13 protein-coding genes are annotated in these 14,469 nt (G+C 43.8%); 3 read left to right on the forward strand and 10 right to left on the reverse strand.

Going from position 1 to position 14,469, the window contains the following annotated elements; genetic code table 11:
- Nucleotides 1-65 precede the first annotated feature (65 nt).
- Nucleotides 66-779, reverse strand: coding sequence for a DUF3826 domain-containing protein (locus tag AAE02nite_RS10530; protein ID WP_146897686.1), 714 nt, complete (start codon nucleotides 777-779; stop codon nucleotides 66-68).
- A gap of 388 nt (nucleotides 780-1,167) precedes the next feature.
- Here AAE02nite_RS10530 and AAE02nite_RS10535 point away from each other — a divergent pair, with 388 nt between their 5' ends.
- Nucleotides 1,168-2,040 (forward strand): AraC family transcriptional regulator, encoded by an 873-nt coding sequence (locus tag AAE02nite_RS10535; protein WP_146897687.1) that lies wholly within the window; start codon nucleotides 1,168-1,170, stop codon nucleotides 2,038-2,040.
- On the opposite strand, the gene AAE02nite_RS10540 is transcribed toward AAE02nite_RS10535, so the two are convergent.
- From AAE02nite_RS10540 to AAE02nite_RS10550, 3 genes are all read right to left on the reverse strand, one after another.
- Complete coding sequence (locus AAE02nite_RS10540) at nucleotides 2,029-3,366, reverse strand: DUF3748 domain-containing protein (protein WP_146897688.1); 1,338 nt, start codon at nucleotides 3,364-3,366, stop codon at nucleotides 2,029-2,031. The two genes, AAE02nite_RS10535 and AAE02nite_RS10540, sit on opposite strands and share 12 nt — an antisense overlap.
- Before the next feature lie 110 nt (nucleotides 3,367-3,476).
- Complete coding sequence (locus AAE02nite_RS10545) at nucleotides 3,477-4,409, reverse strand: dihydrodipicolinate synthase family protein (RefSeq protein WP_146897689.1); 933 nt, start codon at nucleotides 4,407-4,409, stop codon at nucleotides 3,477-3,479.
- 69 nt (nucleotides 4,410-4,478) lie between these two features.
- Complete coding sequence (locus AAE02nite_RS10550) at nucleotides 4,479-6,083, reverse strand: sodium:solute symporter family protein (protein ID WP_146897690.1); 1,605 nt, start codon at nucleotides 6,081-6,083, stop codon at nucleotides 4,479-4,481.
- A 313-nt stretch (nucleotides 6,084-6,396) separates the two neighbouring features.
- Between AAE02nite_RS10550 and AAE02nite_RS10555 the strand changes: the two genes are divergently transcribed.
- A complete protein-coding gene (locus tag AAE02nite_RS10555) occupies nucleotides 6,397-7,560 on the forward strand; it encodes an ABC transporter substrate-binding protein (RefSeq protein WP_146897691.1) in 1,164 nt (387 codons plus the stop codon).
- 113 nt (nucleotides 7,561-7,673) lie between these two features.
- Complete coding sequence (locus AAE02nite_RS10560; protein WP_146897692.1) at nucleotides 7,674-8,741, forward strand: Gfo/Idh/MocA family protein; 1,068 nt, start codon at nucleotides 7,674-7,676, stop codon at nucleotides 8,739-8,741.
- A gap of 24 nt (nucleotides 8,742-8,765) precedes the next feature.
- On the opposite strand, the gene AAE02nite_RS10565 is transcribed toward AAE02nite_RS10560, so the two are convergent.
- The 6 genes from AAE02nite_RS10565 to AAE02nite_RS10590 form a co-directional block, all read right to left on the reverse strand.
- Entirely contained in the window at nucleotides 8,766-9,389 is a 624-nt protein-coding gene (locus AAE02nite_RS10565; RefSeq protein ID WP_146897693.1) for a TMEM175 family protein, read from the reverse strand.
- A gap of 205 nt (nucleotides 9,390-9,594) precedes the next feature.
- The gene (locus AAE02nite_RS10570) at nucleotides 9,595-10,140 is read right to left on the reverse strand and encodes a GNAT family N-acetyltransferase (protein ID WP_307725534.1); all 546 of its coding nucleotides are present in this window, start codon (nucleotides 10,138-10,140) and stop codon (nucleotides 9,595-9,597) included.
- A 91-nt stretch (nucleotides 10,141-10,231) separates the two neighbouring features.
- Nucleotides 10,232-11,158: a hypothetical protein gene (locus AAE02nite_RS10575; protein ID WP_170252572.1), complete on the reverse strand. Its 927-nt coding sequence runs from the start codon at nucleotides 11,156-11,158 to the stop codon at nucleotides 10,232-10,234.
- A gap of 60 nt (nucleotides 11,159-11,218) precedes the next feature.
- Nucleotides 11,219-11,986, reverse strand: a complete 768-nt coding sequence (locus AAE02nite_RS10580) for a LytR/AlgR family response regulator transcription factor (protein WP_146897695.1) — start codon at nucleotides 11,984-11,986, stop codon at nucleotides 11,219-11,221.
- Between the two features lie 65 nt (nucleotides 11,987-12,051).
- The gene (locus AAE02nite_RS10585; RefSeq protein ID WP_146897696.1) at nucleotides 12,052-13,113 is read right to left on the reverse strand and encodes a sensor histidine kinase; all 1,062 of its coding nucleotides are present in this window, start codon (nucleotides 13,111-13,113) and stop codon (nucleotides 12,052-12,054) included.
- A gap of 2 nt (nucleotides 13,114-13,115) precedes the next feature.
- Nucleotides 13,116-14,321: a hypothetical protein gene (locus AAE02nite_RS10590; protein WP_146897697.1), complete on the reverse strand. Its 1,206-nt coding sequence runs from the start codon at nucleotides 14,319-14,321 to the stop codon at nucleotides 13,116-13,118.
- Between the last annotated feature and the right edge of the window lie 148 nt (nucleotides 14,322-14,469).

Below are 14,469 nucleotides of genomic sequence, written 5' to 3' on the forward strand. Positions count from 1 at the left end.
CGCCCAAGACAAAAAAATCAGATTTTCAAAGTCGCAAGGCACCCATCTTTATCCACCCAAATTTTTTATTTTGCTTTAGCCGCCGCTTCGGCTTTTAATCTTTTATCCCATTCTTCACCGGCTTTTTTCAGGTCGTAACCGGCCGCCGAGAGGTAATTATTGATGCGGCCTTTGTACTTGCCAAACCAGCCGTGTTTCTTCTCCGATGATTCGGCGTCCATGGCTTTTTCCCGGGCTTCAACCAGGCTGGTCATGATAAAAGCTTTTTGCGGCTCAGTCAGGTCGGGCAACATGGCTAAATAGCCTTTATAAGTAATAGGCAGCACCCCGTAAGTCATGCCGTCTTTCACCTGATCTACATGAGTGGTAGTCAGGTGGCCGCTTAGTTTAGCTAAATATTTACCGTGTAGTTTATCTAAACGCGTACTTGCTTTTTCTTCAATATTCTTCACCTGGGCTTCGGCCGCCTTCTTGTCTTCGCCGGCTTTGGCTGCCTTCACCTGAACATCCCGTTCGCTGTGAATCTCGTTCAGGTCGCGATATTGCTGCACAATAATATCCCGCACCTTCGCAGATTTAGCTTCGTCAGGCAGATTCAAAGTTTTTACAATTTTATCGGCCCGCTGGGTAATGGTGCGGGTATAAGCCGCTTCTTTATCGGCGGCAGATTCTTTGGCAGCAGCTGGCTTGGTTTCCTGGGCCAGTACTGGAACAGTACTGACCAGCAGGCCTATGCAGGCAAAGCAAATAAACCGGGATGATTTTTTAATTAATGTCATGCGGTGGTGAATATTATATATTAATTACGAAATAATCCTGGTCCTGTACTTTTTGTAACCCATGCTGCTTTAACCTCTTTTAGATAAACAACTCTGCCTGGTTTATTAATGAGTTTTCAAATATAAATAATTATTTCAAATATAAATGAAAAAAGTAAATTGATAATCCTAAATATTATCTATTTTTTGTAGTATCTTAACATGCCCTTGCATCTGGTAAGAGGTTTCTATAAAATTAATGTATAATTAACACTTCATAATTTATTTTGTCAGGGTAGTCCATAGATAAAATAAGGATAGCAAAAGAGCAGATTTAAGCACGCTTAGAGAAATGCCAGTTTAAACTAACATTGACCTGGTTAAAGTGGAAAAGTAAGTTAAAATCAAGATGAAGCCCCAATTTCATAAAGTTCCAACCAGTATTCAGAACTCTTATAGTGCCCGGTACGACAAGCTGCCCAACTTCGGTACGGTATGGCATTACCATCCGGAGCTGGAACTGCACTATGTTATTAAAGGCGAAGGAGTACGCTTAATTGGGGATAATATCAGCAATTTTTCTTCCGGCGAAATAATTTTACTTGGCCAGAATCTGCCGCACACCTGGCGATGTGAAGAAGAATATTTTGGGCAAAACCCCGACCTGATGGTGGAAGCAGTAGTTATACATTTTTTACCGGACTGTTTGGGCCCACACCTGTTGCAATTACCAGAAGCTTACCTGTTGCCCCGCTTATTCCAAAAAGCCCAAACCGGGATGTTAATGGGTGGTAGTACCCGCGACAACTTAGCACCTCTGATGCTCTCGGCTGTAAATGCCACGAACCTCGACCGCCTGATTATTCTGTTGACGATGCTGAAGCTACTGGCCGAGACGGATGATTATAAACCGATTGCTTCGGTCCAGCAGATTCTTTCCAATACCAGCGAACCTGATAATATCCGCCTGAATAAAGTATGGTCTTATACCCTGACGCATTACAAAAAAGAAATTTCTTTAGAAGATATCTCGGCGGTGGCCAACCTGAGCGTTACCAGTTTCTGCCGGTACTTTAAGCTTTTAACTAACAAAACTTATTACGATTTTCTAATCCAGATTCGGGTAAGCCACGCCTGCCGGTTGTTGGTAGAAAATAAATTGCCGACCGAAATGGTTTGTTTTGAATGCGGCTTTAATAATATATCTAATTTTTACCGGCACTTTAAAAAAGTAACCGGCTTAACCCCGCTTTTGTACAAACGCCATTACCTAAATACCTGATAAACCCGGTAAATCAAGCAGGAATATTTGCAGAAATCTTTCGGCCCCATCGCCAACATAGCGGTTATACGCTAGCAATTTGCCGTTATTCGACCAAACCGGTGCACCAATGGGTTTTTCGGCTTCGGGTCGCGGCTCCGTTAAGCGGGTTGAAGTTCCGCTTTCGAGATGGGTGATATAAATACTGTTATCGGCGGCATAAGCTACCAGCGGCTGCTTGGGACTAAAGTTAAACTGCCCCTGCACCGGAAAAGAATTAAAAGTAACCTGCTTGATTTTACCACCGATCGGCGATACCCTGAATATTTGGGTTAAGCCTTTCACATCGGGCGCCAGAAAACCGATATTGCAGCCGTCGGGCGTGGTGCGGAGCCAATGCCGCGGTTCCCGCACACCTTTTTTGGTGAATGTTATCCTACGTTGGGATACGCCGGCAGGCACATTGGGGCGGGTAGTTAAAGTACCTTCCAGCGGTTTACCCGGGTTTGCCTGTGTGATATCTGCGGGTAAATCCACTACAAATATTTCGGTCTTCAATTCGCCAGATTCATCCCGCACACTGCCCTGAAAAGCAATAGCCCGCTGCTGCCGGGTGCCATCCGGTTTTTGGTAGCCGTGCCGGCCAATCCAGGTTTCATCAAAGGCTTTATCAATTTCGTCGCTGCCGGGCGTTGGGTTTTCCTGCACCTGCGTCACTACTACCGAAAACATCTCGCCACTGTGGTTTTCCAAGGTTTCATCGTCTGGCACCAATACCTTTTTACCCGGCATCATTACTCCCACCGTTCTTAAATCCTGTTTGCTTGGGTCCGTTTTACTTAGTTGTTCTAAAATGTAATCGTTGTAAGTAAAACTAATCCAGGCGCCATCGCCGCTCCAGGAATGCGCGTGGGTACCACCCCGCAAAGCACCCGGCGTAAAAGGGGGCAAAATATGCCGGGCATCCATAAAAATAGGTTCCTGGGGTTTATCTACCCAAACAGAAACACCGGTGCGACGGGTAAAACTGTAAGGCTGGTTTTGGCTGGCGTTGCGAATACCGTGAATAAAAATTACCTGATTGGACTTTGGTGAAAAAGTGGCAGCCCCTACTCCTGGGCCGTAATCCGTTTGGTTAGGGACCTGATAAAGCTCCCGTACCTCACCTGTTTGCACATTTACCACCCTAATACTACCGGTTGATAATATTTGAGTATCGTCGTTGCGCGTATCAAAAACCAGCCATTGGTCGTCAGGGGAAAAACATTGGGTATGGTGCAAGGTGTGGCCGTAAGGCTGGTAGGTTAACTGGTGCTCGGGAAGGGAAAGAGAAAGATTTTGGGCCATATTTTTAGGATATGGCCCAAAGTAAGTGAATATATTGGTTCTTTGATATTCTATTTTAATTCTTTATAAAACCATAAAGGGTTTGACGATTAGGCGTAAATTTATCGTGTTTAAATTTCTACTTTCACGCCTAATTCTTCCTGCAGGCGGTGATATTTTAGATAAAGTTCATCCACGTCTTTTCTAACTTTCGGCGTAAAAACACCCACATCGCGGCGGGTAAAAGTAGAAATATTTAAACCGCGTTTTTGCAGGTAATATTTAGATACTATTGGGTACACCGCGTGCATCACATCCATGTTATCGATAAAGAACTGCTGCACCCGGTCTACTTCCTCGGTTAAGCTGCGGTTGTTGTAATTTTCGCAAAGCCAAACCACCAACTCCGGGAAGTAATTACCCTGAATACACGACAAACCCGACGAACCCGCCTTTAAAGATTCTACCGCGTGTACCATATAGGCGTCGTACAAACCAAAACACGGATTATCAGCCAGACGGAGTTTTTCCCGCACCTGGTCAATATCTAGGCACGTATCTTTGTGGTAAATAACCCGGCCCGAGGAAACAAATTGTTTTAAGGTTTGAGGCGAAATTACTCTTTTGTAGGGCACCGGGCATTCGTAAAAGCCCAGTGGAATATTGGGCGTTAAATCGAATAATTCAAAAGCCTGCTCGGCAAATACAGCTTCTGATTCCGCCTCTTCGGCCAGTAAGCCCGTTATGCAGATAACTGCCTGCACACCTAGGTCGTAAACTTTTTTTACAAAATCGGCTTGGTCCGCTACGGGTCCGCCAAAGGTACCGGTTGCTACTACGGGTACAGTGCCATCTGATACCTCCAGCACATGCTTGATAATTTGCAACCTTTCGGAGGGAGTTAATTCAAACATTTCGCTGGAGAGGCAATTGGCAAATAAACCCGAAGCACCGGCCTCCAGGTAAAACCGGGTTAGTTCGGTTAAGCCGCGGTAATCAATTTTGCCATTTTCCTGAAATGGTGTAAGCATAACCGGAATAAAGCCTTTTGTTTTTTGTTCCATTTTTTATGAAGGGTAAAATATTACGTATCTGTTGCTGCCCGGGGCTGCTTTCTTTTTTAATCCGGATGCTTACCGCAAGGTTTTTTCTTTTTTATAGGCCGGCGGAATGGTGGCTGTTACAGGGGTTTTATGCCGGAACCTGGTTAAAATTACGCCGGCCAGGAATATGGTAAGGGTGCCGATTACAATAATCATGTTCTTATGCAAGGGGCTGCGAAACTGCTCCAGTTCGGCTGGGAGCAGGTGCGAAAAGGTCATCCATAATATAACCAATACGCCCAGAATAGTAGCCGTTAGGGCTTCCGCGTTGCGGCTTTGGCGGCTAATAATTCCTAACAAAAACAAGCCCAGCATACCGGCGGCAAATATTCCGGATAACTCCCACCAGATATCCAATATACTTTTTACGCCAATCATGGCAATGCCGGTGCCCATGCCTAGCAAACCAAACACAACGGTAGCCAGGTGCAATACCAGCAAGCCTTTTTTGTCGTTCAAGTCGGGGTTAATGTAGCGTTTGAAAATATCTTCGGAAAAAACCGTGGCCGATGCATTCATACCAGAGCTAATAGTGCTCATGGCCGCCGATAATATGGCCGAGACAATCAGCCCGACTAACCCCGCCGGAATTTTGGTAACCATAAAATGCGGCATTACTTTGTCGCCGTAATCGGCGGGCTGCAGCGAAGCGGCCATTTGAGCAATATCGGCGGTAGAAGCAGTAGCGGGTAGCCTTTCCAGCGCAACCTGGTTTTTAATGCTTTGGATGAGCTCCGGGTGCAGATCGTAGTAGGCGTACAAACAGGTGCCAATAATAAAAAACAGCAAAGACGCCGGCAAATACAAACCCACGCACAACCACACCGATTTGGCTGCTTCTTTCGCCGACCTGGCTGTGTGGTAGCGTTGCACGTAATTCTGGTCCATGCCAAAATTGTTCAGGTTAATAAAAAAGCCGTATAGCAACACCACCCAAAACGTAGCCTGGGTAAAATCGGGCGCGTAACTGCCCAAACTCAATTTATTATCGCTCTGCCCGATTTCCATTATTTTAGCAAAGCCGCCCGGCATATCCGTTACAATCAGGTAAATAATCAAAACCGCACCCAGCGTTTTGATGACGCCTTGCACCACTTCGGTCCAGATTACGGCTTCCATGCCGCCCAGCACGGTATAAATAATAATACAAATACCCGTAACCAGCATTACCGTTTCCATGGAATAACCAGTTAAAGCCTGCAAACTTAGGGCAATGCCAAAAAAGATAGAACCCATGCGGGCCAGTTGCGTCAGCAAAAAACAAACAACGGCGTAGGTGCGGGCCCACGGACCAAAGCGTTTTTCGAGGTGCGTATAAGCCGAAACTTCGCTGGTCTGCCGGTAAAATGGCACAAAAAAGCGGGAAGCTACCCAAGCCGCTAACGGCATCGACAGGCTAAAAACAAACGCATTCCAGTTGCTGCCGTAAGCTTTGCCCGGCACGCCTAAAAAAGTATTGCTGCTTAGAAAAGTGGCGTAAATTGAAAGCCCAATGGCCCAACCCGGAATCGTACCCGAAGCTTTGGTAAACTGCTCGGCACTTTTATTTTTCCGGGAAAAATAAATACCCACCACCACCATACCAATGAGGTAAATCAGGATAATAGCCAGGTCAAAAATGGGCAAGTTATGCATGTGGTGGTGTGCGTAGCTTTAGAATGTTCCGATAAAAACTTAATGTAGGAAGTTTTTATCAATCATCAAATACAAATTTAATATTTATTAGTAAATTTACGCTATACCATTTTAGCCAGCTATTATAGCATCTTATCTGGTTGGTGTTTTAGTAAAATTCAGGTTATACTAAAAACATAGAAAGAATTTACCTAATATTTCTTAACCCGGTTTTGTTTGAAATGGACTTGCCGGATGATCTTTTACCAGAGCTGCGCCAGCGCAGCCGGATAGCTAAAATTTACTAATTTATTTCATTACATCACCTATATAAATGAATAAAATCACTTTACAGGGCATTACCTGGGGCCATAGCCGGGGCATTACACCTCTTTTAGCCGCCGCTCAACGCTATTCCGAATTATACCCCCACGTCGAAATAAACTGGCGCAAAAGAACTTTGCAGGAATTTGCCGATTTCCCCATTGAAAAATTAACCGAAACCTACGATCTGCTCATCATTGATCACCCTTGGGTTGGCCGGGCCGCCGCCGGTAAAAGCGTTTTGCCCCTGGATAAATATTTGCCGGCGGAATATTTAGACGAACAGGAGCGGCATTCGGTCGGGTATTCGCATTTAAGCTATAATTATAATGGGCACCAGTGGGCCTTGGCTATTGATGCAGCCACGCCGGCGGCCAGTTATCGCCCAGACCTTTTAACTAAGCACAACCAAACGTTACCAGATACCTGGGAAGATGTGTTGGCTTTGGCGAAAAAAGGGAAAGTAGCGGTCCCGGCCATCCCCATCGATTTGCTCATGAACTTCTATACCTTTTGCTTGGCGCACGGGCAAGAGCCTTTCTTATCCAAATCTGAAGTAATTACGAAGGAAATTGGTTTGAAGGCGCTAGCCACCATGCGTGATTTGTATAGCCAGATTCATAGGCAGTTTTTTGGGTTTAACCCCATTGCCGTGGCCGAAATCATGAGCCAGACAAATGATTATTTATATTGCCCTTTTGCTTATTGCTACTCTAATTATGCCCGGGTGGGCTATGCTCCCCACCTTTTGGCTTACACCGATACCGTCCGGTTTGGCAGCCACGGACGACTGAGAACAACCGTGGGGGGCACGGGTTTAGCGGTTTCGGCATTTTCAGAGCAGGCCGAAGCGGCGTTGCAGTTTGCCCAATGGCTGGTATCGCCTCAAATACAGGCTACATTTTACGTGCAGCACGGCGGACAACCCGGCCACCGGCTGGCCTGGCTGAATGAAAGCGCCAACCAGCTTTGCCAGAATTTCTTTAAAGATTTGTTACCTGTTATGGATCGGGGATATATCCGGCCCCGCTACAACGGTTACCTGCACTTCCAGGACCATGCCGGGAACCCGTTGCAGGAATATTTGAGAAATGGCGGTCAGCCCGAAAACGTTCTCCGGGAAATGAACCGGATTTACCAGGAAAGCCTGCAGGCCAAAAGTTTAACGGTTTAATATTCAGGCTTGCTAAGACACCTTTGGGTAATCAGTACCCCAAATAGAGAAGCAGTTAAAAATATTCTTTTATTTTCGTCCTGCCCTTAATACCAGCTGGCTTTAAATTTACTATGATTCCACCACTTCCTTTACCGCAAACCCGCCAGCCTATTCTCATAATTGGGGCCGGCGGCATTGTTAAAGATGCTCATTTACCCGCGTACCAGTCAGCTAACTTTCCGGTGGCCGGCATCTTTGATTTAAACCAGGAGAAAGCTCAAAATCTGGCATCGGCGTTTAATATTCCGCAGGTATATGGCTCTTTACTGGAATTGATTGTCCAAGCACCACCCAAAGCAATATTCGATATTGCCTTACCTGCTTCCGAAATATTAGCTACGCTCCGCTTAATACCCGACGGTTCAGCTTGCTTGATTCAGAAACCCATGGGCGAAGATTTAACCCAGGCCGAAGAAATATTACAGTTGTGCCGCGCCAAAAAACTGGTGGCCGGTATTAATTTTCAGCTGCGGTATGCGCCGGCTATTTTAGCGGCCCGTCACTTGTTAAACCAGGGATTACTGGGCGAACTGGTTGATATTGAAATTAATGTAAATGTGTACACACCGTGGCACTTATGGGACTTTTTATTTAAGCTGCCACGCACCGAAATATTATACCACAGCATTCATTACGTAGATTTAGTTCGAAGTTTTTTAGGCAACCCGCAAGGCATTTACGCCAAAGCCACCAAGCATCCGCACATGTCCCAACTGGCATCGGTGCGCAGCAATATTATTATGGATTACGGCGATACCGTGCGGGCCAATATTTTAACGAACCATTGTCACCAATTCGGACTCACCAACCAGCAATCTTACATAAAACTGGAAGGTACCAAAGGCGCGGTAAAAATGAAGTTGGGCCTGCTAATGGATTACCCTAAAGGCGTACCCGACGCTTTTGAGTATGTAGTGCTGGAACCAAATCAGGAACCACAATGGCAAACCATGGCCATAATCGGCAGTTGGTTTCCGCACGCTTTTATTGGCTCTATGGCCCAGGTAATGCTGGCTGCCGAAGGTTCTATTGCCCAGCCCGACAATTCGGTAGAAGATTGTATTTATACCATGGCTTGCGTAGAAGCAGCTTACGATTCGAGTAAGCAAGGTGGTATTTCTATTTCAAATAAGTTTTAGTAGAATATTACCGTTAAAGGTTGGCTAAGTATGTATGGCTTTTTTTGAAATTGAATTGCTTTCATCCTCCGCTTTATGTTTCAGAATAACTTCAATCCGTTTATCCGGAATCAGCCACATAAAAGCAACTAAAACATAAATACTGCCGGCAATCCAAGGGCCGAAATAAGTAGAACAAATAGCGATAAAATATAGAACCGGAGATATCTTGCCTTTAATGTCTTTTCCGATTGCTTTGGCCAGTATAGACTCCTCGCCGTGATTCTTAATAATACGGGTTTGTAAAATCCAATACGCCAAAGCAGCCATAAACAGGACTACGCCATAAAAGGCCATCGGAACAGGAGCAAAATGGTTCTCGCCTATCCAACCGGTTACAAACGGAATCAGCGATAACCAGAAAAGCAAGTGCAGGTTAGCCCACAAAATACCACCGGTTACGTGTTTAACGGTAAACAGCATGTGGTGGTGATTGTTCCAGTAAATTGCTACGTAAATAAAACTCAGAATGTAACTAATCACAATCGGAATTAAGGGTTGTAATACCTGCAAAGTTACCCCATGGGGCACCTTTATTTCTAAAACCATAATCGTGATAATAATGGCTAATACCCCATCACTAAAAGCTTCGAGTCGTCCTTTTTGCATAATTTAATCTTTTGGCTTTATACCAGTTTTTTTGATGTTTTGTAAATTTAGGTAATAGCGGTTTTAGGCTTGGTGCTGTCAGAACCCTTGAAAATCGCCAGCACAAAGTAAGTACAAAAGCTCGATTGTACTATTAATACTGAATCCAGTACGGTTAGCTTCACTATTGCCAAACCTATGTTAATCGTAATCTTTTTATAATTTCTTATTTGTTCTTCAATTGCAGTCTCATCATAATGTCTGTCTGCGCATCATTTCCTAATTTAAAAATGTGTTTGTCAAACTCCACGAAACCATTTTTCTTATAAAAATTTATGGCCCTGGGATTTTCTTCCCAAACACCTAGCCAAACGTAATCGGCATTTGTTTGCCTGGCAATTTGCATGGCCTTATCGTACAACAATTGACCTACCTTTTTCCCGTGATATTCTTTTAACACATAAATCCGTTCAATTTCAAGAGCTGTATCATCTTTTATTTCTGTTTGTGACGGACCTGTGTTCAGTTTTAAATAACCGATCACAGTATTGTCAAGCTCCGCAAAATAGAATTGGGAATTTGTGTTATTAAGTTCAGCCGTCAATCTTTCAACAGAAAATTCTTCTTCCAAATATTTATGCATATCTTCCGCTGTATTGCCGGCAGAAAAGGTCTCTGAAAAAGTTTGTCTGCTAATTTTTTGCAGTTGGTCAATGTCGTTTAGTGAAGCTTTCTTTATGTTGATATTTTGCATATTCTCTTTGTGCGCCATTAAATATTTTCAATAACGTTCAAATGTAAACAGCAGGTGAGGCAATCGATCAGAGTATAGAGAACAAACAATATTATATGTCGCTTTTATTTTACTCTCTTGGATATTTCCCAACAGCTTCAATTCCTTTGTCACTAAATTTCAATAATTCGGTAGTAATTGGATACCCAGATTCTTTATACTCTTCTATCACTGTCTTCCCAAGTTTGCCAGAAAAGAAATCAAAATCATTTTCGGAAAATAGATAACAGAAATCTCTTACAGGTATAACTGCATAAACAGGCCAACCTAACTCATCTTTTACTTTTTCCATTAAGTTAGGTGAGAAAAGTAGTGATGCTTTTAATGATTCGTGTTCCGTTTCGAGAAATCCTAATTTATGATTCTCAATAGTGTCAATTTGTAAGGTTGCTTTATTAAGTTCAAGTTGCCCATTTGTCAAAGCAGCCTTTTCTAATTCATCTTCTGTAATCTTCCATCCAGTTAGATCGTCTTTAGAAATCCAGGTAAATTTATTATTGCCACTATGAATAAATATTCTGCTAAAATCATCTGTAACTGGCTTATTTAAGAAGTCCTGAAAATCGAAGTCACTCGGATAAAGGGAAATAAAAATATTATTTCTAGCTGTCTCCCACACTGGAAAAGGTTCTAACTGAGAGAAAATAACTTCTACAAAGTCAATTATTAATGAATCATCGTGATCTCTTTCATAATTCTTTCTAAGATTATCAAGATTAACTTTTAAATCAATATCTCCTTTGGAAATATGAATTAGTCCTTCATCATCAATTGTGTCAATTTTTAAACCTTGACTTTCAATTTGAGTTCTAAACTTCTCAAACACAATGTCTGTTTCCTTCTTTTTACACCCAAATAGCTCCAGCATGAGAAAAATTATTAAAGTAAAATTAATTTTCATAAATGGTACACAACTAACGGTTATCTGCATTATTAATGGCTGTACTTCTGCTATAAAATTACAACTCCGAAATTTATTAACTAAAATATAGGCCATTTAAAATTAAATTGGCTTACACAGACTTATCGTTCCATGAGTTCTCAAAAATTATTAACCTTACTGATCCAGCCAACTTTTAAAAGCTGGGGTTTTTTCGCTGCTGATAACAATTTCTTCGTCCAAGGGCGGATGCAAGACTAGTTTCAGGCGGCCTTTAAAGTACGGGTGAATTTCTTTGGCGGCATCAAAGGATATTATCAACTTTCGGTTAATATGGAAAAATTGGCTGGGATCGAGCAGTTGAATTAAATCGTCGAGGGCATAATCAACCGGAAATTTCTGGTTCTCGCGGGTTACGAGTAAGGTAAGTTTATTCGAAGAAAAGAAATAAGCAATATCGGCGGTCTTAATGGCTTTAATTTTGGCTCCCATTTTTACGAGAAACCTGGATTTATAGCTTCCCTCCTTGGGCCGAATCATCTGTACCACTTCGTTGATGGGTATTTCGGCCTGAGTTGGCCCCAACGTATGCCGTATTTCCTGCATTTTATCCAGGCTTTGCACCAGTTTGCTAAACTGCACCGGTTTTAACAAATAATCGATGCTGTGAACCTGAAAAGCTTCCAGGGCATACTGGTCGTAAGCGGTAGTAAAGATTACCGGGCATTTTACCCGCACCTGTTTAAAAATATCGAAGCAAAGTCCGTCTGATAGGTGAATATCCAGCAACAATAAATCGGGCAAGTCGTGCTCCTGCAACCATTTTACCGCGGCTTCTACCGAACTTAAAACAGCCAACACCTGAATAGCCGGGTTGTACTCGTATAATAGTTTTCCTAATCGCTCGGCGGCCAGGGCTTCATCTTCAATTATCAGCACCTTCATGTTTGAATTCAGCGTTTGTCTTCCGGTGGGCAAGTTAAAAGTTTAACTTAAAATTAACCACTCGCTTAATCGGCTATTTCGAGCAGCGGCAGTTTTACGGCAAAACTAGTCGGGGTTTGCGTTACTTGTACCTCGCGGTCCGATAAATAGCCGTAGCGTTGGCGAATATTTTCGAGGCCGGTTCCGGTGAGGTGGGTGCTTTCCTGTATTTTAGGCTGCCGGGTATTCCGGACTATTAACCAACCATCGGCTTCGGTCGCAATATTTATGATCAAAGGTATTTTGGCCGAAATAACATTATGCTTGATTGCGTTTTCCAGCAGCATTTGCAAAGCTAAAGGCGGCAGACAAACAGTTTCTAACAACGCTTCTGATATATTAATAGTTAGTTGCAGTTGGTCGCCGAACCTTTGGTGCAATAAAAAATAATAGGCCCGAATAAATTCTAACTCGGTGGCCAGCGGTACCAGTTCTTCTTTTTTATATTGCAGCACGTAGCGGTACACATCGGCGAAACGATCCAGAAAAAGTTGGGCATCCTCCGGATTTTTCTGGATGAGGGCCGATAACACATTCAGGTTGTTAAATAAAAAGTGCGGGTCCAGGTGCATGCGCAGCGACTCCAGTTGGGTGCGCAGGTTTTCCTGCTTAAATTTCTCGGATTGCTCGTGCGCCTTTTTCCACTGCACCATAAAAAATATTCCGAAGTTGATGGATAGCACCGGAATAATAAACAGCAAGCCGTAAACATTTAACACCAGAAACTGCTCTAGATCTGGAGGGCGCTGCGTAGTTTGGGCCCGGAAAAAATAATAAGTCAGGTTAATGCACAAGAGCGAGTAAAGGGTACTCAGAAAAAGCTGCAGGAAAAAGCGGGCCGTGGTATGCTTTGCCCAAGGAAACTTATAATTTAATATTCTGTAAATAAATCCGTTGCCAAACCACAGCAGCATTATTACGGTAAAAATCCAGAGCAGCGCCACCAAATAAACCAATTCGGGATTGGCCCGCCGCAGCAGGTACAACCCGGCTAATAATATCCCTAACCCCAGTATAAACAGTAATCGCAGCCACTTTTGGTCTTTAGCATTATCGGGAGCAAACAGGTCTTTTAGCGCTATCGGCATGTTTAAAAGAAAGAGATTTGGCTTATTTTAGCCCACGGAATATACCGGTGTTGCTTATTGGGCAGCAGTAACATCAGGCCCCAGTTTTGGCCCGACACATCGTTTTCGTTTTCTAAAGTCAACTTTTTTTCACCGGCCATTTGTATTTCGGACCGTCCGTTCGGTAAAGGTTTCAGGTTAACGATTCGCCCGAAAGGTATGGTATACCGAATAGTATTTCCAAACCGGCCGTCTAATAATTCTGCGGTCCACTCCTCATCCAAATCAAAAACCAGTTCGGCCTTGATATTATGGTTATCCGTTGTCCGGATGGTGCCGCGTATTTTTTGGAGTTTGCCGTAGCTTTCGTACCCTAGATTGGCCGGCACTTTGTCTTCGAACGTAACCGAACGGAAGGCTTCCCAGCTAACAATGGCCTGGCCCCAGGCCGGGTGCTGCACCACAATACCGCGATTTGTAGCATTTACATCACGGTTATTTTTCAGGAATATTTTGTCGTCGGAATAAAATTTAACAATAGATCCTTTATCTCTAACCTGAATAGAATGAATTTGGCTGAAAGCGTAGCGAAGGTTTTGTGGGTTGCTGTCTAATTGCCCATCTAGTTGGTGCGATGATAAATATTCGTCCTGGTCCCATTTTATAAAGCCGGTAAGCGGACCGTTGGCAGTTTGCACCGTGCCGTACAAAGGAGTTCCTTTAATATGCGGCAACTGGGCAGGCGTGGGCAGAAAATTAACGCTTTTCAGGTTGTCCCAATTAACCGTAAGGCGGCCTTTCTGGTTATCGTAAACGGTTATGTCTTTGCCCAGGTGGCGGTTGTCGTCGGGGTGACTGGCTATTTTGATGCGACGGTTGTTCTTTAATAAGATGGTTGCCGTTTGCTCACCGGTTATTTGCAGTGCTGCCAAATCGCCGAACCGCAGTTTTAAATCATAATCGCGCGCCGGATATTTCGATTTCCACAGGTTAATAAATTGCCAGTCGAAGCCCGCATCCGGTTCCGCGGGGCTAAGCTGACTAATTTGTTCTTCGTTTAAATATTGCAATACCGGCACCTCGGTTTTTACGCCAAGCAAAATATCGCCCCAAAAAACCTGGTGGGCACTCCACCTAATCTGGCCGGTATACACTTCGCCGCTTTGCGTTTGCACCCGGCCATAAATTAAGCCTTCGTGCTGGGCCTGCGCCGGCTGCCAAGAAGCCAATACCAAAAGGCTCAGCCAACTAAATAAAAAAAAGAACCGGCAGGACATTATACAGCAAGCGAATAGTTTAGAATAAAGGTATCTACCCCAGCGGTACGGCACAACCCACTAGTGCCCAATCGGGCCTTGGGCCAACTGGGAAGGTATA

The sequence above is a fragment of the Adhaeribacter aerolatus genome (assembly GCF_007991635.1).
Classification (GTDB): Bacteria; Bacteroidota; Bacteroidia; order Cytophagales; family Hymenobacteraceae; genus Adhaeribacter; species Adhaeribacter aerolatus.

Coding starts and splice junctions, on each gene's coding strand:
- AAE02nite_RS10530 (WP_146897686.1), bottom strand. CDS start 779: ATGACATTAATTAAAAAATCATCCCGGTTTATTTGCTTTGCCTGCATA.
- AAE02nite_RS10535 (WP_146897687.1), top strand. CDS start 1,168: ATGAAGCCCCAATTTCATAAAGTTCCAACCAGTATTCAGAACTCTTAT.
- AAE02nite_RS10540 (WP_146897688.1), bottom strand. CDS start 3,366: ATGGCCCAAAATCTTTCTCTTTCCCTTCCCGAGCACCAGTTAACCTAC.
- AAE02nite_RS10545 (WP_146897689.1), bottom strand. CDS start 4,409: ATGGAACAAAAAACAAAAGGCTTTATTCCGGTTATGCTTACACCATTT.
- AAE02nite_RS10550 (WP_146897690.1), bottom strand. CDS start 6,083: ATGCATAACTTGCCCATTTTTGACCTGGCTATTATCCTGATTTACCTC.
- AAE02nite_RS10555 (WP_146897691.1), top strand. CDS start 6,397: ATGAATAAAATCACTTTACAGGGCATTACCTGGGGCCATAGCCGGGGC.
- AAE02nite_RS10560 (WP_146897692.1), top strand. CDS start 7,674: ATGATTCCACCACTTCCTTTACCGCAAACCCGCCAGCCTATTCTCATA.
- AAE02nite_RS10565 (WP_146897693.1), bottom strand. CDS start 9,389: ATGCAAAAAGGACGACTCGAAGCTTTTAGTGATGGGGTATTAGCCATT.
- AAE02nite_RS10570 (WP_307725534.1), bottom strand. CDS start 10,140: ATGGCGCACAAAGAGAATATGCAAAATATCAACATAAAGAAAGCTTCA.
- AAE02nite_RS10575 (WP_170252572.1), bottom strand. CDS start 11,158: ATGGCCTATATTTTAGTTAATAAATTTCGGAGTTGTAATTTTATAGCA.
- AAE02nite_RS10580 (WP_146897695.1), bottom strand. CDS start 11,986: ATGAAGGTGCTGATAATTGAAGATGAAGCCCTGGCCGCCGAGCGATTA.
- AAE02nite_RS10585 (WP_146897696.1), bottom strand. CDS start 13,113: ATGCCGATAGCGCTAAAAGACCTGTTTGCTCCCGATAATGCTAAAGAC.